This is a genomic window from Marihabitans asiaticum, assembly GCF_007828725.1.
In the GTDB taxonomy this organism is placed as follows: domain Bacteria; phylum Actinomycetota; class Actinomycetes; order Actinomycetales; family Dermatophilaceae; genus Marihabitans; species Marihabitans asiaticum.
Genome location: NZ_VIUW01000001.1, coordinates 624,144 through 639,572, shown reverse-complemented (window position 1 = coordinate 639,572; position 15,429 = coordinate 624,144). Strand labels below are relative to the sequence as shown.

17 protein-coding genes are annotated in these 15,429 nt (G+C 72.3%); 7 read left to right on the top strand and 10 right to left on the bottom strand.

Features of this window, described 5'->3' with window-relative positions; translation table 11 throughout:
* Positions 1 to 83: 83 nt before the first annotated feature.
* Positions 84 to 1,457, bottom strand: a complete 1,374-nt coding sequence (locus tag FB557_RS03040; protein ID WP_144855461.1) for a pyridoxal phosphate-dependent decarboxylase family protein — start codon at positions 1,455 to 1,457, stop codon at positions 84 to 86.
* A gap of 69 nt (positions 1,458 to 1,526) precedes the next feature.
* Positions 1,527 to 1,874, bottom strand: coding sequence for an ArsR/SmtB family transcription factor (locus FB557_RS03035; RefSeq protein WP_144855460.1), 348 nt, complete (start codon positions 1,872 to 1,874; stop codon positions 1,527 to 1,529).
* A gap of 75 nt (positions 1,875 to 1,949) precedes the next feature.
* On the opposite strand from FB557_RS03035, the gene FB557_RS03030 reads away from it, so the two are divergent.
* From FB557_RS03030 to FB557_RS03010, 5 genes are all read left to right on the top strand, one after another.
* Positions 1,950 to 2,411, top strand: coding sequence for an ArsI/CadI family heavy metal resistance metalloenzyme (locus FB557_RS03030; RefSeq protein ID WP_144855459.1), 462 nt, complete (start codon positions 1,950 to 1,952; stop codon positions 2,409 to 2,411).
* A complete protein-coding gene (gene arsB, locus FB557_RS03025; RefSeq protein ID WP_144855458.1) occupies positions 2,408 to 3,499 on the top strand; it encodes an ACR3 family arsenite efflux transporter in 1,092 nt (363 codons plus the stop codon). The genes FB557_RS03030 and arsB overlap by 4 nt, the downstream gene beginning before the upstream one ends.
* A gap of 170 nt (positions 3,500 to 3,669) precedes the next feature.
* Positions 3,670 to 3,918, top strand: coding sequence for a three-helix bundle dimerization domain-containing protein (locus FB557_RS03020; protein ID WP_144855457.1), 249 nt, complete (start codon positions 3,670 to 3,672; stop codon positions 3,916 to 3,918).
* A 116-nt stretch (positions 3,919 to 4,034) separates the two neighbouring features.
* Positions 4,035 to 4,712 (top strand): uracil-DNA glycosylase, encoded by a 678-nt coding sequence (locus tag FB557_RS03015; protein WP_144855456.1) that lies wholly within the window; start codon positions 4,035 to 4,037, stop codon positions 4,710 to 4,712.
* Positions 4,709 to 5,539, top strand: a complete 831-nt coding sequence (locus FB557_RS03010) for an SGNH/GDSL hydrolase family protein (RefSeq protein ID WP_144855455.1) — start codon at positions 4,709 to 4,711, stop codon at positions 5,537 to 5,539. Before FB557_RS03015 ends, FB557_RS03010 begins: the two co-directional genes overlap by 4 nt.
* 99 nt (positions 5,540 to 5,638) lie before the next feature.
* Here the strand turns inward: FB557_RS03010 and FB557_RS03005 are convergent, their stop codons facing one another.
* The gene (locus FB557_RS03005) at positions 5,639 to 6,616 is read right to left on the bottom strand and encodes an LCP family protein (RefSeq protein WP_170236161.1); all 978 of its coding nucleotides are present in this window, start codon (positions 6,614 to 6,616) and stop codon (positions 5,639 to 5,641) included.
* A gap of 205 nt (positions 6,617 to 6,821) precedes the next feature.
* Between FB557_RS03005 and FB557_RS03000 the strand changes: the two genes are divergently transcribed.
* Positions 6,822 to 7,997: an acyl-CoA dehydrogenase family protein gene (locus FB557_RS03000; protein ID WP_144855453.1), complete on the top strand. Its 1,176-nt coding sequence runs from the start codon at positions 6,822 to 6,824 to the stop codon at positions 7,995 to 7,997.
* Here the strand turns inward: FB557_RS03000 and FB557_RS02995 are convergent.
* The 3 genes from FB557_RS02995 to FB557_RS02985 are packed head-to-tail and all read right to left on the bottom strand — an operon-like array spanning position 7,954 to position 11,256.
* Positions 7,954 to 9,414 carry a WS/DGAT/MGAT family O-acyltransferase gene (locus FB557_RS02995; protein ID WP_144855452.1) on the bottom strand — a complete coding sequence of 487 codons (1,461 nt, stop codon included), beginning with the start codon at positions 9,412 to 9,414 and terminating at the stop codon, positions 7,954 to 7,956. The genes FB557_RS03000 and FB557_RS02995 overlap by 44 nt on opposite strands.
* Before the next feature lie 53 nt (positions 9,415 to 9,467).
* Positions 9,468 to 10,433: an alpha/beta fold hydrolase gene (locus tag FB557_RS02990; protein ID WP_144855451.1), complete on the bottom strand. Its 966-nt coding sequence runs from the start codon at positions 10,431 to 10,433 to the stop codon at positions 9,468 to 9,470.
* Positions 10,426 to 11,256, bottom strand: a complete 831-nt coding sequence (locus FB557_RS02985; RefSeq protein WP_144855450.1) for an esterase/lipase family protein — start codon at positions 11,254 to 11,256, stop codon at positions 10,426 to 10,428. The genes FB557_RS02990 and FB557_RS02985 overlap by 8 nt, the downstream gene beginning before the upstream one ends.
* Before the next feature lie 75 nt (positions 11,257 to 11,331).
* On the opposite strand from FB557_RS02985, the gene FB557_RS02980 reads away from it, so the two are divergent.
* On the top strand, positions 11,332 to 12,096 hold the full coding sequence (locus tag FB557_RS02980; protein WP_144855449.1) for an SDR family NAD(P)-dependent oxidoreductase: 765 nt from the start codon (positions 11,332 to 11,334) through the stop codon (positions 12,094 to 12,096).
* 68 nt (positions 12,097 to 12,164) lie between these two features.
* Here the strand turns inward: FB557_RS02980 and FB557_RS14100 are convergent, their stop codons facing one another.
* The 4 genes from FB557_RS14100 to FB557_RS02965 all read right to left on the bottom strand — a co-directional run bounded on the left by FB557_RS14100 (position 12,165) and on the right by FB557_RS02965 (position 15,398).
* The gene (locus tag FB557_RS14100; RefSeq protein WP_170236160.1) at positions 12,165 to 12,893 is read right to left on the bottom strand and encodes a class III extradiol ring-cleavage dioxygenase family protein; all 729 of its coding nucleotides are present in this window, start codon (positions 12,891 to 12,893) and stop codon (positions 12,165 to 12,167) included.
* Positions 12,890 to 13,756 carry a dihydropteroate synthase gene (gene folP / locus FB557_RS02975; protein ID WP_144855448.1) on the bottom strand — a complete coding sequence of 289 codons (867 nt, stop codon included), beginning with the start codon at positions 13,754 to 13,756 and terminating at the stop codon, positions 12,890 to 12,892. The genes FB557_RS14100 and folP overlap by 4 nt, the downstream gene beginning before the upstream one ends.
* Positions 13,753 to 14,727 carry a glucosyl-3-phosphoglycerate synthase gene (locus FB557_RS02970; protein ID WP_144855447.1) on the bottom strand — a complete coding sequence of 325 codons (975 nt, stop codon included), beginning with the start codon at positions 14,725 to 14,727 and terminating at the stop codon, positions 13,753 to 13,755. Before FB557_RS02970 ends, folP begins: the two co-directional genes overlap by 4 nt.
* Positions 14,728 to 14,819: 92 nt before the next feature.
* Positions 14,820 to 15,398: a DoxX family protein gene (locus FB557_RS02965; protein WP_211356465.1), complete on the bottom strand. Its 579-nt coding sequence runs from the start codon at positions 15,396 to 15,398 to the stop codon at positions 14,820 to 14,822.
* Between the last annotated feature and the right edge of the window lie 31 nt (positions 15,399 to 15,429).

Genomic DNA, 15,429 nt, shown 5'->3' with positions numbered 1-15,429 from the left:
TCGAATGACAGCGGTGTCATTAGACCGGCGTGGCGGCTGGACAGCGCGCCACGCGCGTCACTCAGGCCTCTCCGGCCCCACGCTCAGGCCATCGTCGCGAGGATCTCGTCGATGTCCTCCTCCGTCGTCTGCGGGTTGACGATCGCGAAGCGGGCGAGGGTCTCGCCGGCGTGCGAGGTGGGCACGACGAAGGCGACCTCGTCGGCGAGCAGGCGGTCCGACCACGCCTGATAGTCGCCCGCCTCCCACCCGAGGCGACGGAAGACGACCACCGACAGGTCGCGATGGGCGACGAGCTCGAGGTGCTCGCTCTCGCGCACCCGCCGTTCGGCGTAGGCAGCGACCTCCAGGGTGCGCTCGATCGCGGTCGCGTAGGCGTCGGTGCCGTGCGTCGCGAGGCTGAACCAGAGCGGCAGCCCGCGGGCCCGCCGGGTCAGCCCGACGGAGTAGTCGGTCGGGTTCCAGTCCGGGGTGTCGGTGAGCACGTCGAGGTAGCTCGCCTTCTGGGTGTGCGCCGCCCGCGCTCGTGCCGGGTCCCGGTAGAGCAGCGCGCAGCAGTCGAAGGGGGCGAAGAGCCACTTGTGCGGGTCGACGATGAAGGAGTCGGCCCGCTCGACCCCTGCGAAGCGCTCCCGCACGCTCGGGGCGGCGAGGGCGGCGCCGCCGTACGCGCCGTCGACGTGGAACCAGATACCGTGCTCGGCGCACACATCAGCGACCTCGGCCAGCTCGTCGATCACCCCGAAGTTCGTCGTCCCGCAGGTGGCGACCACGGCGAAGAAGGTCTCCGGCCCCTCCCGCTCGATGACCTCCCGCAGCGCCGAGCCGGTCAGGCGCAGCTCCTCGCTCGGCGGCACGGTGACGAGCTCGGCGTCCATGACGTCGCAGGCGCTCTTGATCGAGCTGTGCGCCCCTTCGGTCGCCGCAACCCGCCACGGCCGGTGCGGGCGCTCCCCCTTCGCCGCCGCCACGGTCGCACGCTCGCGCGCACTGTGCCTGGCCGCGACGAGCGCGGAGAGGTTGCCGATCGTCCCGCCGGGTACGAAGACTCCCCCGGCGGACTCGGGCAGCCCGGCGAGGTCGGCGATCCAGCGCAGCGCCTGGTTCTCGGCGAAGACCGCGCCGGAGCCCTCCAGCCAGGACCCGGCGTACATCGAGGACGCCGAGACGACGAGGTCGAACATCGTCGCCGCGTCGCTCGGCGCGCACGGGATGAAGGAGAGGTAGCGCGGGTGGTCGACCGACAGGCAGGCCGGGGCGAGGACCTCCTCGAAGAGGCTCATCGCCCGCTGGCCGCCGAGCCCCTCGGCGGTGATCGTCTGACCGGCCCGGTCGAGCAGCTGCTCGGGGGTGAGGGTGTAGTCCAGCGGGACCGGGTGCAGCTTGAGCCTGCCCTCGGCGTAGCCCAGGACGGACTGGCCGAGGCGGTGGATCGAGGCGTCGCTCATGCCGTGCATGGTCGGCACTCTAGGGCCGGCCCGCGCCGACCTCCCACCGTGAGCTCGCGCGAAGGGAGGGCAGAGGCCTCAGGTGCCGAGCGCGCGCCGGGCCAGCTCGAGCCGCTCCGGGACGAGGCTGAACCACGCCCACTGCCCGCGGCGCTCGCGCTCGAGGAGCCCGGCGTCGACCAGGACCTTGAGGTGGTGGGAGACGGTCGGCTGGGCCAAGCCGAGGGGCGAAGGGAGGTCGCAGGCGCACACCTCGCCCCCCTCGGAGCAGCGCACGATGCTGATGATCTGCAGGCGGACCGGGTCGGCGACCGCCTTGAGCAGCCGGGCCACGGCGTCGGCCTCGTCGCGGTCCAGCGGCGCGCTCCCCGGCTCCGCGCAGCACTTGGCCACGGCGGTGTCGAGGAGCGGGAGGGTCGTCGCCATGAGGTCCATATTGACACACATCTATATTGACGAGTATCAATGCAGGTGACTGACCACCCCCGACGAGGAGCCCGCATGAGTCGAGTCCAGCTCGCCCTCAACGTCACCGACCTCGAGGCCTCGATCGCCTTCTACTCCGCCGTCTTCGGCGTCGAGCCGCACAAGCGCCGACCCGGCTACGCCAACTTCGCCGTCGTCGAGCCGCCGCTGAAGCTCGTGCTCATCGAGACCGACGAGGCCACCCGCGGCCACGGGGCGGCCGGGGCGCTGAACCACCTCGGCGTCGAGGTCGAGGACGGCGAAGGGGTGAGCGCGGCCCGCGAGCGCATCGGCGCCGCCGGCCTGGCCTCCTTCGACGAGGACGACACCACCTGCTGCTACGCCCTCCAGGACAAGGTCTGGGTGCACGACCCCGCCGGCACCCCCTGGGAGTTCTACGTCGTCAAGGACGACGACCCGACCGACGCGCGCCCAGCGAGCGCGTCGCTGCCGGTGCTGACCACCCCTTCGCCCTGCTGCACCTCGGAGAGCCGATGACCACCACTGCCGCGACCGACCACCCTCCCGTCGTCGGCAGGCTGTCCACCCTCGACCGGTTCCTGCCGCTGTGGATCGGGCTGGCCATGGTGCTCGGGATCGCTCTCGGTCGCCTGGTGCCGGGGCTGGCCGAGGCGCTCGAGGCGGTGCAGCTGGACGGCATCTCGCTGCCGATCGCGCTCGGGCTGCTCGTCATGATGTACCCCCCGCTGGCCAAGGTGCGCTACGACCGGCTCGGCACGGTCACCACCGACAAGCCGATGATGGTCTCCTCGCTGGTGCTGAACTGGGTGGTCGGCCCGGCGGTGATGTTCGCCCTCGCCTGGGTCTTCCTGCCCGACCTGCCCGAGTATCGCACCGGCCTGATCATCGTCGGCCTGGCCCGCTGCATCGCCATGGTGATCATCTGGAACGACCTGGCGTGCGGGGACCGCGAGGCGGCCGCGGTGCTCGTCGCGCTGAACTCGATCTTCCAGATCATCGCCTTCGCCGCCCTCGGCTGGTTCTACCTCTCCGTGCTGCCCGGCTGGCTGGGCCTGGAGCAGACCGCCCTGGACGTCTCCTTCGGGGACATCGCCAAGTCGGTCCTGATCTTCCTCGGCATCCCCCTGCTGGCCGGGTACCTCTCCCGGCGGATCGGCGAAGGGGTGAAGGGTCGCCCTTGGTACGAGGGCACCTTCCTACCGCGGATCTCCCCCTTCGCCCTGCTCGGGCTGCTCTTCACGATCGTCCTGCTCTTCGCGCTCCAGGGTGAGGCGATCACGAGCAAGCCGCTCGACGTCGCGCGCATCGCGCTCCCGCTGCTGGTCTACTTCGCGCTGATGTGGGGCGGGGGTTACCTGCTGGGCAAGGCGATCGGCATGACCTACGAGCGCACGACCACGCTCGCCTTCACCGCCGCCGGCAACAACTTCGAGCTCGCCATCGCCGTCGCGGTCGCCACCTTCGGCGTCACCTCCGGCCAGGCGCTCGCCGGTGTCGTCGGCCCGCTCATCGAGGTGCCCGTGCTCGTCGGCCTCGTCTACGTATCGCTCGCCCTGCGCGACCGCTACCCCCACCCCAGCCCGCTCGACCAGGAGATCTCCTGACCGAGCTTCCCCGACCCCACGCCTTCGCAGATCCCCGGGGAGCCTCAGACGAACGGTCACCCCCTTCGCACCCCAGCTGGGCGACAGGCACCGGGCTCGCCGCACGCAACTCCGACCCCGAGCGGCCATGCGGTGTTAACCTTCTGTTCACTCAGAACCGAGGAGGGCGCATGCTCCAGCCGATCACCGTCGAGCACGTCATGACCAACATCGCCAGTGACCTGTGCCGCCGCTACCCCGAGCTGGCCTGCGAGCGGATCGAGGCGATGGTCCAGACCGAGCACGAGCGCCTGGCCCACGAGTCCGGCGAGACGCACCAGCACCCTGAGTTCCTCGGCGCCCTCGTCGAGCACGCGGTCAAGGACCGGCTGCACGAGATCGCCGGTGCGCCACGGCCAGCGACCGGCGTCACCGCCTGAGACCGGTCGACCACGCGGACAGGCCCGACCGACCACCACGTCCTTGTCGGTGCAGCACAGACATGTGCTGCACCGCCGACGAAATGCTGCATGCAGCACTTCGGTAGCGTGCCGGGGTGGCTGCCCGACCCCTGACCGAGCTGATCCACCCCTCGTGGGCAGAGGCGCTCGAGCCGGTCACTCCGACCATCACGCGCATGGGCGAGTTCCTCCGCGCCGAGGTCGCGGCAGGGCGCGGCTACCTGCCAGCCGGCGAGCACATCCTGCGCGCCTTCACCATCCCGCTGGAGGACGTCCGCGTCCTCGTCGTCGGCCAGGACCCCTACCCCACCCCGGGGCACCCGATCGGGCTCTCCTTCGCCGTCGCCGGCGACGTCCGCCCGCTGCCGAAGTCGCTGACCAACATCTTCCGCGAGCTGACCACCGACACCGGCGCCCCGATGCCCAGCACCGGCGACCTCACCCGCTGGGCCGAGCAGGGCGTCATGCTGCTCAACCGCAGCCTCACCGTGCGCCCCGGCAGCCCCGGCAGCCACGCGGGCAAGGGCTGGGAGGAGGTCACCGACCGGGCCATCGAGGTGCTCGCCGAGCGCGGCGGTCCGCTCGTCGCGATCCTCTGGGGCGCCAAGGCCCGCTCGCTCGCACCCACCCTGCGCGACGTGCCGCGGATCGAGTCCGCGCACCCCTCTCCCCTCTCCGCGAGCGGCGGCTTCTTCGGCAGCCGCCCCTTCTCCCGCGCCAACGCCCTGCTCACCGAGCAGGGCGCCGACCCGATCGACTGGAGGCTGCCATGAGTCACGCGCCGCCCCGCCTGTGGACCTCGTACGTCGCCGTGGGCGACTCCTTCAGCGAAGGGATGTCCGAGCCGGACCCGCGGCAGGCGGACCGGTACCTGGGCTGGGCCGACCGGCTCGCCGACGCGTTGGCGCGCCGGCTGGAGAGCGAAGGGGGTCAGGCCCCCTTCCGCTACGCGAACCTGGCGGTGCGCGGGCGCAAGCTCGACGACGTCGTCGGCCGCCAGCTCGACGAGGCGCTGCCGATGGGCGCCGACCTCGTCTCGATCGTCGGGGGCGGCAACGACATCCTGCGCCCCAATGTCGACCTCGAGGCTCTCGCCGACCGGATCGAGGGCGCCGTCGAGCGCGCCCGCGCCACCGGCGCCGACGTGCTCCTCGCCACCCCGACCGACCCGGCCAAGGCGGGGCTGCTCGCCTCCCTTCGCCCGCGCCACGCGGTGCACACCGCCAACCTCTTCTCCATCGCCCAGCGCCACGGCGCGCACGTGCTCAACCTCTGGTCGATGCGCTCGCTGCAGGACTGGCGGATGTGGTCCGAGGACCGGATCCACCTCTCGCCGGAGGGGCACCGCCGGGTGGCGCTGGCCGCGCTCGACGCCCTCGGACTGGACACCGACCGGACCGACTGGACCACCCCGCTCGAGCCGGAACCCCTGCGGCCGCGGGTCGAGCGTCTCGGCACGCACGCCCGGTGGGCTCGCACGCATGCCGGTCCGTGGGTGCACCGGCGGATGACCGGACGGTCCTCGGGTGACTCGATCACCGCGAAGCGGCCCGAGCTCTCCCCGCTGGCCCCCGGCGAGCTCCCCTTCGCCCACGCGTGACGAACGCACCTGCCAAGGCAGGTGCGAGGATCTGGCCGGACCTGGGTACCTGCCTTGGCAGGGGCGAGGGATCTGGGTATTCGCCGTGGCAGGTGCGGCTCAGCCGCCGAGGCGCCCGTCGGCGAAGTCGCGTAGGGACGCCTTCGCCTCGTCGCCGAGGAAGACCACCGACTGACCGCCGCCGGCCGTGCCGACCGGCCCCTTGGCCACGGTGTGCCCCACCTTGGTCGGTGACACCTTGAAGAAGGCCGCGCTGAAGAGCAGCATCTCCTCGGCCGAGAGGTTCGAGGTCGCGTGCTTGTCGATGACCGTCATCGCCTCCGGGATCACCTGCGGACCTGCCATCCGGGCCTGCAGCGCGGCCGCCGCGATGAGCAGCCCCTGGTTGCGCGACCGGTCGAAGTCACCCCCGGGCAGGGTCTTGCGCTCGCGCGCCCAGGAGAGCGCCTCCTTCCCGCTCAGGGTGCTCTCCCCCTCCGGGATCTGACCACCCGGGAGGTGGCTGTCCAGGGCTCGCGGAGCGTCGAAGGACAGCCCGCCGAGCTCGTCGACGATCTTGGTAAACCCGCTGAACCCGGTGACGACATAGCCGGCAGGCTCGATCCCGCTCACCTGCTCGACCGCCGCGACCTGGGCGTCGGGCCCCCCGTACACCAGGGCCGCGTTGAGCTTGCCCTGGCCGTGACCGGGGATCGGCACCCACAGGTCGCGGGCGAAGCCCATCAGTCCCGCTCCGCCCTCGCCGTCCACTCCCAGCAGCTGGATCGCGTCGGCGCGAGAGCGGTCCGCCGGCTCACCCGGCCGGGCGTCCGACCCGACGACGAGGACGTGGGTGCGCCCGCCCAGGCTCTGCGCCCCCTTCGCCTTCCCGAGGCTGGGCCACCAGCCGCCGACGACCCGCCAGTCCTCCCCCTTCGCCCGCACCGCGAGCGTCACGTCGCCGTCCTGCTCCCCGGTCCCGGTCACCACGGCGACCTTGGCACCGCGCCAACGCCCCGTCTCGGCCTTGCCGGTGACCGCGGCCCCGCCGTACCGGTCGCCGACCACGTCCGCGAGACCCTTCGGTGCTCCCGTCACCGTCGAGGCCTGCCTCTGCGAGGACGACGTCGCCGAGGACGCACCGGTCGAACCGGTCTGAGCATCCGATGTCCCGCTCGGGGCGTCGACGCCCCCGCTGCACGCGGACAGGGCGAGCGCCACGGCTGCGAGGCACGAGGTCAGGGCTGATCGGCGATGCACATGGCCCATGCCACCACAGCCCGCGCTCGTTAGAGTGCCGTTCATGCCCGCAACCCGGCTGATGCCCACAGAGATCGGTGAGGATCTCATCGAGCTGACCCGCACGATCTGCGACCGCTCCCTGCGCCCGAAGGTCGACGAGGTCGAACGCCAGGCCGAGGGCGGCGAAGTCTTCCCCCGCGAGGTCTTCGCCGAGCTGGGTCAGGCCGGCCTGCTCTCGCTGCCCTTCCCCGAGGAGCACGGGGGTGGGGGCCAGCCCTACGAGGTCTACCTCCAGGTGATCGAGGAGATCGCCTCGGCATGGATGTCGGTCGCGGTCGGCACCTCGGTGCACTCGCTGACCTGCTTCCCCGTGGCCACCTTCGCCAGCCCCGAGCAGCAGGCGACGCTGCTGCCGGGCATGCTCTCCGGCGACCAGCTGGGCGCGTACTGCCTCTCCGAGCCGCAGGCCGGCTCGGACGTCGCGGCCATGGCCACCCGGGCCACCTGCGACGGCGATGGCTGGCGGCTCAAGGGCCGCAAGGCGTGGATCAGCCATGCCGGCCACGCCGACTTCTACACCACCTTCGCCCGCACCAGCGACGACGGGGCGAAGGGGGTGAGCTGCTTCGTCGTGCCCGCGGACGCCGAGGGCCTGGACTTCGCGCCGCCGGAGAAGAAGATGGGCCTGCACGGCGACACGGTGCGCGAGGTGTTCTTCGAGGACGTGCCGGTCAGCGACGACCGCCGGATCGGCGAGGTCGGCCAGGGCATGAGCATCGCCATGGCGGCGCTGGACTCGGGTCGTCTCGGCATCGCCGCCGCCGCCACCGGGCTGGCCCAGGCGGCGCTGGACCTGGCCGCGGGCTACGCCACCGAGCGTGAGCAGTTCGGCCGAACGATCGGCGAGAACCAGGGCCTGGCCTTCATGCTGGCCGACCTCGAGGCCGCCGTGACCTCGGCCCGCGCCACGTACCTGCACGCGGCCCGCCTGAAGGACGCCGGCCGGGCCTTCTCCCGCCAGGCCGCGGTCGCCAAGCTCGTCGCGACCGACGCGGCGATGCGCGTGACCACCGACGCCGTCCAGGTCCTCGGTGGCGCCGGCTACACCGCGGACTTCCCCGCCGAGCGCTACTTCCGCGAGGCCAAGATCACCCAGATCTTCGAGGGCACCAACCAGATCCAGCGACTTGTGATCAGCCGCGACCTGCTCCGCCCGCGCTCTCACCGACGGCGCTGAGCAGCACCTCGACCTCCTCGAGCATCCGGTCGGCGAGGCTCTGCACGTCGGGCATCGCACGGCGGCAGGCGACGATGCCGACGCCCAGGTGCTTGCCGAAGCCCTGCAGCGTGATGTTGAGCCCGACGCCGTCGACGATGATCGAGAGCGGGTAGACCGTCTCCAGCCTGGCCCCGCCCAGGTAGACGGTGATGTCCGGGCCGGGGATGTTGGAGAGCACAAGGTTGAAGCTGCGGAAGCGCCGCATGAGCCCGAGGTCGAAGACCGCGCGCATCCCGCGCCGCAGCAGCATGGGCGGCGTGAGCTGGATCCCGCCCTCGTAGAGCTCCTTGGGGATCGCGACGCCGTGGCTCTTGGCGGCCGAGCTCGTCGCGTGCGCGGACTGCAGCCGGTCGAGCGGGTCGTCGAGGTGGATCGGCAGGGGCGTGAACATCGCGGTCACCGAGTTGCCCGCCCCGCTGGAGCGGTCCGCCGCGAGCGCCACCGGCACCATCGAGACCAGCGGCTCGTTCACCGCGCAGCCCTGCCGCTCGAGCCAGTCCCGTACGGCGGCGGCGGTCAGCGCGATGACGACGTCGTTGATCGAGACCCCGGCAGCGTTCTTGATCGTGCGCAGGTCGTCCAGCGGCAGTCGGGTCAGGGCGATCTTGCGCTGGGCGCTGATCTTGTCGTTGAAGGGGGTCGCAGGGGCGCGAAGGGGGGTGGCCGCGCTGTCGAGCTCGTCGCCCGGGTCGAGCGCCCGGGTGATCTTCGGCGCGGCCTGGAAGGCGAGAGCTGGCAGGTAGGCCAGCGCCGAGCGTCCGAGGCGCACCATGTCAGCGGGGCGTGAGGTGAGGTCGAGGGCTGCCCTGCCCAGCAGCCTGGCTGCGGAGGGCTCGCGGCGCGGCTCGAACGGCGTCGGCTCACCGGGCATGATCCCGGGCTCGAGGTCGACCATGGCGGTGAGCAGCTCGACCCCCGTCGCGCCGTCGATGACGGCGTGGTGCACCTTGGTGTAGATCGCCACCCGCCCGTCGGGGAGACCGCTGATGATGTAGGCCTCCCACAGGGGGCGGCTCATGTCCAGCGGGCGCTCGTGCACGCGGGCGACCGAGTCGAGCAGCACCTCCATCGTCCCGGGGCGCGGCAGCCCCAGCTCCCGGACGTGGTAGTCGAGGTCGAAGTGGACGTCGTCGACCCAGTAGGGGCGGTCCAGGCCGAAGGGGACGTGCTTGAGCCGCTTGCGGAAGTGGCCCATCCGCGGGAGTCGCTCGGCCACCAGCGCCCGGTAGTGCGCGAGGTCGAAGGGGACGTCCATGTCCGTCGTGTCGAGGATGACCAGGCTGGCCACGTGGCCGGACTGCCGGTCGGCCTCCAGCCCGAGGAAGGCGCTGTCCAGCCCGGGCAGCTGGATGGGGCCGGGAGAGGAGATGTCCATGTCTCACGTCCTTCGCGTACGAGGCCGCAGGGGTGGTGCGGCCGCAGGTGTGGTCAGCCGGACTGGTCCTCGAGCTCGACGGCCGCCCAGTCGGTGATCGCGTCCATCGTCTCGTCGGGGACCTCGATCATCGGCACGTGACCGACGCCGGGCATCTCGAGGTAGGTCCAGTCCTCGTTGAGCCTGGCCGCCCAGCGCGCGGCCGAGACGGGCACCAGCCGGTCGTGGGTGCCTTGGATCAGCAGCACCGGCACGTCGATGCCGGCCAGCCGGGCGGCGGTGACGCTGTGCCGGGCGAGCGCGGAGATCATCGTCTGCCCGGCCTCCCGGAAGGCGCGGGGTTTCTCCCGGAAGGACAGCTGGGCGTGGGCGAGGTCGACGTGGGCCTCGAGCACGTCGCGGTCCATGAGCTCCCAGCGGGCGACGCACAGCCGCAGCGTGAACTCCACCTCGCCGGCCACGGTGACCGAGCGCCCCAGGCGCTGGCGCACCGACCGGCGCACGGGCGAGCTGACCAGCGTGAGCAGGCTCTTGGCCGCGTCACCGGGCCGGCTCTTCGGTGCGGCCAGCGCCGGGGCGATGAGCACCACACCCCGGATGCCGTCGCCGGACCGGCTGGCCACCATCGAGGAGATGAGCCCGCCCATGGAGTTACCCACGAGGATGACGTCGTCACCGACGACCTCGTCGAGGAAGCGACGGACCAGCTTGGCGTTGTGCCGCACCGAGGCCGACCTCTCGTCGACCGCGCGGGTCAGGCCGAAACCCACCAGGTCCGGGGCCAGCACCCGGTAGCGCCGGGATAGCCGCTCGCCGAGGAGGACCCAGTTCAGGTGGCTGCCACCCAGGCCGTGCACGAGGACGACCGCGGGCGCCCCCTTCGGCCCCTCCCACTCGACGTAGTGGACATTCCCGTCCAGGTCGACGGTGCGGCTGACCCCGCCCCAGGGCTCGGCGAGCCCCATGCCCTGCCGGCCGACCTCCTGCTGCTGGTCGGGCTGTGCTGCGGCGTCACTCATCGAGGACCTCCTGGTGGGGGTTGTCGGGTGCGGGGAAGAGCGGAGCGAGCGCCTTCGGCGGGGCGAAGGGGGACCACTCCCCCTCGGGCTGCGCCAGCCGGTCGGCGATGGCGTAGAGCACGTGCGGGTCGAAGCCGATGCCGAGATGGCTCGAGCGCACCCGGAGGTTCTCGGACTGCTCGCTCTCGGGCTCGATGCAGTGCTGCCAGGCGACGATCCCGTCCATCCGTGAGTAGATCGAGGTCGACGGCACGCTGAGGGGGTGCGGGCTCATCCCGGTGACCTGGGCGGGGTCCCCCTCGACGGCGTGCAGGTGCGAGTAGCGGTGGTAGGCGTTGTGGGCCCGCGACTGGCCAGGGGTGCGCAGGCGGTAGGGGCTGGCCAGGGTGATCACCTGACGGATGTGCTCGGGGTGCTGGTGGGCCAGGTCCCGGGCGTAGATGCCGCCGAGGCTCCAGCCGATCACCGAGACCGTGGAGCGGTTGCGGCGGCTGATCCGCTCGATCGCCGCCGGCAGCTCGGCACGCACCGCCGCAGTCGGCCCGACGTTGCGCCCCAGGTGCCACTTGTAGGGGTGGAAGCCCTGACGGCGCAGGAACCGGCGCAGCGCCAGCGTCGACCAGTCCCCCGCCAGCAGCCCCGGCAGGACGAGCACCGGGTGCCCGTCACCGCGGGGTGCCAGTCGCAGCAGCGGGGAGGCCAGGACGTAGGCATCGACGGCCAGGACCACCCGCGGCACCTCGGCGGCCGCGACGAGCGTGCTCGGAGCAGCGGCGGCCTCGTCGGCGGCGGAGGGCCGGAACTCCTCGAGCGCGGTGTTCATGCCTTTGAGTAAACAACGGCCAGCGGCCCGGGGCACGCCTTAGCGATAACTGTCGTGTCACTATGCTCGGCTGACATGAAGATCACCGACTCGACCGTCGCGCTCGTCACCGGTGGGGCCTCCGGCCTCGGGGAGGCGACCGCACGCCAGCTGCACGTGCTCGGGGCCGCGGTGGTGATCGCGGACCTGCCCTCCAGCCCCGGGGAGCAGCTCGCCGCCGAGCTGGGCGATCGCGCGCGGTTCGTCCCGACCGACGTGCGGGACGAGACGCAGGTGCAGGCCGCGGTCGACGCCGCCGGTGAGCTCGGCGAGCTCCGGGTCGTCGTCACCTGCGCCGGCATCGGTACGCCGGGCCGCGTGGTGGGCCGCAAGGGCCCGCTGCCGCTGGAGACCTTCCAGCAGGTGATCGACGTCAACCTCGTCGGCAGCTTCAACGTGCTGCGCCTGACCGCCGCCGCGATGGCCGACAACGAGCCGGTCGACGACGACCGCGGGGTGGTCGTCATGACCGCCTCCATCGCCGCCTACGACGGGCAGGTCGGGCAGGCGGCCTACGCGGCGTCCAAGGGTGGCGTCGTCGGGCTGACCCTCTCCGCGGCCCGCGACCTGGCCGACAAGGGGATCCGGGTCGCGACGATCGCTCCGGGCACCTTCGCCACCCCGATGCTGACCGGCCTGCCCGAGGAGGCGACCAAGGCCCTCGAGGTGCAGGTGCCGCACCCCTCGCGGCTGGGCCAGCCCGCGGAGTACGCCAAGCTCGTCGGGCACATCGTCGACAACGGGATGATCAACGGCGAGGTCATCCGCCTCGACGGCGCCCTGCGCATGCCGCCGCGCTGACCCCTTCGCCCGCTCCCGGGCCTCTCGGGTCGCGACCTACCACGCAGTAGTGGTCGTGATCACGACCACTACTGCGTGGTAGGTCGCGATCTGGGGGGCGGGGTCCAGGTGGCGACGAGGTAGCCGACCCCGTACGGCGCCTCGTCGTGGTCGACCGAGGGAGCGAAGGGGGACCCGCCTGCCGCCCCGGCGAGGACCTGCAGGGCGGCGCGGCCGCGGCACCAGAGCTCGTCGGCCAGGACCGGGTCGAGCGCGGCCAGTGCATCGGCGTCTGCCGCCGCGAGCGCCCGTGACAGCCCGGCGTCGAAGCCCTCGGCCCGCTCGTCCAGGTGACCGGGGGCCTTGACCGTGCGCTTCGCGCTGCCGTCGGCGACGACGACGAGCACCGTCGGCCCATCGGCGACGAGGTCGGCACCGAGGGCCAGGCACTCGTGCGGAGCGGCGTCGTCGGCCACCGAGACCAGACGCGCCTCGGTGCCGTCAGCGAGCAGCTGGCGCCCGATCTCCAGACCGGTCGGCAGCGCACCTGGCGGCACCTGCCCGGTGGTGAACCGCTCCGCCCCTGACGGCGCGTCGAGCGGCCAGTCCCGGCGCACGGGGCGACGAGCGGCGCCTCCGCTGTCGCTGTGGCCCCATCCGCTCACCACGACCACCCCTGCCCCGGGAGCGCTCGCGACGGCGTCGGCCACGGCCTCGCGCGAGACCTGGCGAAGAGGGCGGAGCGGGTCGGCGGCGCCACCCATCCGGGGAAGGAGGGCCGGTGCGGCGGGGACGATGGCGGCGGCGACGAGCGTCATGCCAGGCCCCGGATCGTCCGGGTGGGCGGGCGGTCGCCGCGCATGGTGGCGACCATGTCGAGCACCTGCCGGGTCTCGGCGACCTCGTGCACCCGGTAGACCCGCGCGCCGAGCCATGCCGAGACCGCCGTCGTCGCGAGCGTCCCCACCACCCGCTCGTCGACGGGCCGGTCGAGCGTCTCCCCGACAAAGTCCTTGTTCGACAGCGACACGAGCACCGGCCACCCGGTGGCGACGTGCTCGTCGAGGCGCCGGGTGATCTCCAGGGTGTGGTGGGTGTTCTTGCCGAAGTCGTGCGCCGGGTCGATGAGGATCGACTCCTGGGCGACCCCGGCATCGAGGGCACGCTCGGCGTAGCGCACGACGCCCGCGACGACCTGCCCGACGACGTCGCTCTCGTAGCCGGTGCGGAACGGGCGGGTGCGCACCGCGGCGCCCCCGGTGTGCGTGCAGACCAGGGCGGCGTCGTGCTCGGCGGCGACGTCGACCAGCTCGGGGTCGGCGCCGCCCCACGCGTCGTTGAGCACGTCGGCGCCCGCGGCGAGGGCCTCGCGGGCCACCTCCGCTCGCCAGGTGTCGACGCTGATGACGAGGTCGGGATGGCGCTGGCGCACCGCCGCGACGAAGGGGACGACCCGCCCGATCTCCTCAGTGACACTCACCTCACCGCCGGGAGCCGCCTTGACCCCACCGATGTCGACGAGGTCCGCGCCCTGCTCGACGACGGCGTCGACCCGGGCCATCGCGGCGTCGTCGCCGAACGTCGCCCCCTTGTCGTAGAACGAGTCCGGCGTCCGGTTGACGATGGCCATGACGAGCAGGTCCGTGTCGGCGAAGGACCTGCGCCCGAGTCGCAGGGTCATCGCGCCTCCTCGGAGGTGGGGAGGGCACGGCGAAGGGGGCCGGCCGGCGGCCGTTGGACCAGCGGCACCGGCCGCTCGCGCCATCCGGTCTCTCGGGTGAACTGGTGGAGTGCCCCGCCGCGCACGCCGGGATCCTCGTCGCAGCGCGACCGGGCGACCGCGAGCAGCTCGGCGGCCATGACGGCGAGGTCGTGGTCCTTCTGGTGCTCGTGCGCCCGCGCCCCGAGGTCGACCTGGCCGATCGCCTCAAGACCGTGCGCGGCGTGGGTGTCGATGAGGGCGGCGATCTCAACCCCGTAGCCGGTCGGCACCTCGATCGACTCCATCAGCGGACGCCGGGCAGCCCACTCCCCCGCCAACGGCTGGATGACCCCGGCGAGCTCCGGCCACCACAGGTCGAGCACCGGTCTCGCCACGAGCTCGGTGACCCTCCCCCCTTCGACGCTGGGCTCCCCGTCACCGTGGTCGAGCACCCGGTCGTAGAAGCCCTTGACCAGCTGCACCGAGCTCTCCGCGAGGAGCGGACCGAGCAGCCCGGTGACGAAGTGGGGACCCCAGAGCCGCAGGTCGGCGTCGACGAAGACGAGGAGGTCGCCCGTGGTGACGAAGAGCGACTTCCACAGCGCCTCGCCCTTGCCCGGGTGCTCGCCCAGGTCCGGGCGGATCGCGCCGACGGCGTGCACCTGCGCCCCCGCTGCGCGAGCCACCTCGGCGGTCTGGTCGCGCGAGTGCGAGTCGATGACGACGAGCTCGTCGACCAGCGCCGCACCGTGGTCGGCATCTGCCGCGTCGATGAGCTCGCGACGGATCCCCGCGACCACATCGCCGACGGTCGCCTCCTCGTCCCGAGCAGGGATGACGACGCTGATCCGCGAGCCGAGCTCGGACTTGGCCCGCAGCAGCTCGGGCACGGTCCAGTCTGCGTGCGTCCAGGTGCGCGCGGTCAGCCACCGCGTGGTCTCCTCGCGCATCTCACCCCTTCGTCCGTCGTCGCGCCGGCCCGGCACGACGAAGCGGCCCGCCCATCGTAGGGCGAGCCGCTCCGTGGAGGCTGATCAGGTGGTCAGCGCAGGATGCCGTTGCCGACGATCTTGCCCCACCACTTGCCGAGGCCGAGGGTGTCACCGGAGTAGGTGTAGGCCAGCGCGAGGAGCGCGATGCCCTCGATCCAGTGGCTGTCGGTGATCGGGTTGGTGAAGCCCATGTCCGGGCGGCCGATGGGCAGCTCGGCGAGGTACATGAGGGCCATGAGCAGGGCGCCGCCCCAGGCCGCGATCTTCAGACCGCCGCCGAAGAGGAAGGCGATGCCGATGCCCGCCAGGGCGAACATGAAGAGCCAGTCCCAGAATCCCCCGGCGAAGTTGGCGAAGAAGCCGCCCAGCGGTCCCTCGACGACGACCGGGTTCTTGGTGAGGAAGCCGGTCGTAGGCGAGCCGCCGTCCAGCCAGCCGCGGCCGGCCTCGGTCGCGTAGCCGAGCCCGAACAGCTTGTCGATGAAGGGCCAGAGGAAGGTCCAGCCGAGGACGATCCGCAGTGCCGCGAGGAGGTACCGCGCGATGGGAGAGGTGACGACCTCTTCCTGGAAGATGACTCCGCGTCGGCCGTCGTTGACGCGATCCGTGGTGCGTGTTGTGGCGGTCATTCTGTGACTCCCTGTGGCTCGTTCCGCCTGG

What these genes read in the sequence shown, in the direction of transcription:
- FB557_RS03040 (WP_144855461.1), bottom strand. Translation starts at nt 1,457, where the DNA reads ATGCACGGCATGAGCGACGCCTCGATCCACCGCCTCGGCCAGTCCGTC.
- FB557_RS03035 (WP_144855460.1), bottom strand. Translation starts at nt 1,874, where the DNA reads ATGGCGACGACCCTCCCGCTCCTCGACACCGCCGTGGCCAAGTGCTGC.
- FB557_RS03030 (WP_144855459.1), top strand. Translation starts at nt 1,950, where the DNA reads ATGAGTCGAGTCCAGCTCGCCCTCAACGTCACCGACCTCGAGGCCTCG.
- arsB (WP_144855458.1), top strand. Translation starts at nt 2,408, where the DNA reads ATGACCACCACTGCCGCGACCGACCACCCTCCCGTCGTCGGCAGGCTG.
- FB557_RS03020 (WP_144855457.1), top strand. Translation starts at nt 3,670, where the DNA reads ATGCTCCAGCCGATCACCGTCGAGCACGTCATGACCAACATCGCCAGT.
- FB557_RS03010 (WP_144855455.1), top strand. Translation starts at nt 4,709, where the DNA reads ATGAGTCACGCGCCGCCCCGCCTGTGGACCTCGTACGTCGCCGTGGGC.
- FB557_RS03000 (WP_144855453.1), top strand. Translation starts at nt 6,822, where the DNA reads ATGCCCGCAACCCGGCTGATGCCCACAGAGATCGGTGAGGATCTCATC.
- FB557_RS02995 (WP_144855452.1), bottom strand. Translation starts at nt 9,414, where the DNA reads ATGGACATCTCCTCTCCCGGCCCCATCCAGCTGCCCGGGCTGGACAGC.
- FB557_RS02990 (WP_144855451.1), bottom strand. Translation starts at nt 10,433, where the DNA reads ATGAGTGACGCCGCAGCACAGCCCGACCAGCAGCAGGAGGTCGGCCGG.
- FB557_RS02985 (WP_144855450.1), bottom strand. Translation starts at nt 11,256, where the DNA reads ATGAACACCGCGCTCGAGGAGTTCCGGCCCTCCGCCGCCGACGAGGCC.
- FB557_RS02980 (WP_144855449.1), top strand. Translation starts at nt 11,332, where the DNA reads ATGAAGATCACCGACTCGACCGTCGCGCTCGTCACCGGTGGGGCCTCC.
- FB557_RS14100 (WP_170236160.1), bottom strand. Translation starts at nt 12,893, where the DNA reads ATGACGCTCGTCGCCGCCGCCATCGTCCCCGCCGCACCGGCCCTCCTT.
- folP (WP_144855448.1), bottom strand. Translation starts at nt 13,756, where the DNA reads ATGACCCTGCGACTCGGGCGCAGGTCCTTCGCCGACACGGACCTGCTC.
- FB557_RS02970 (WP_144855447.1), bottom strand. Translation starts at nt 14,727, where the DNA reads ATGCGCGAGGAGACCACGCGGTGGCTGACCGCGCGCACCTGGACGCAC.
- FB557_RS02965 (WP_211356465.1), bottom strand. Translation starts at nt 15,398, where the DNA reads ATGACCGCCACAACACGCACCACGGATCGCGTCAACGACGGCCGACGC.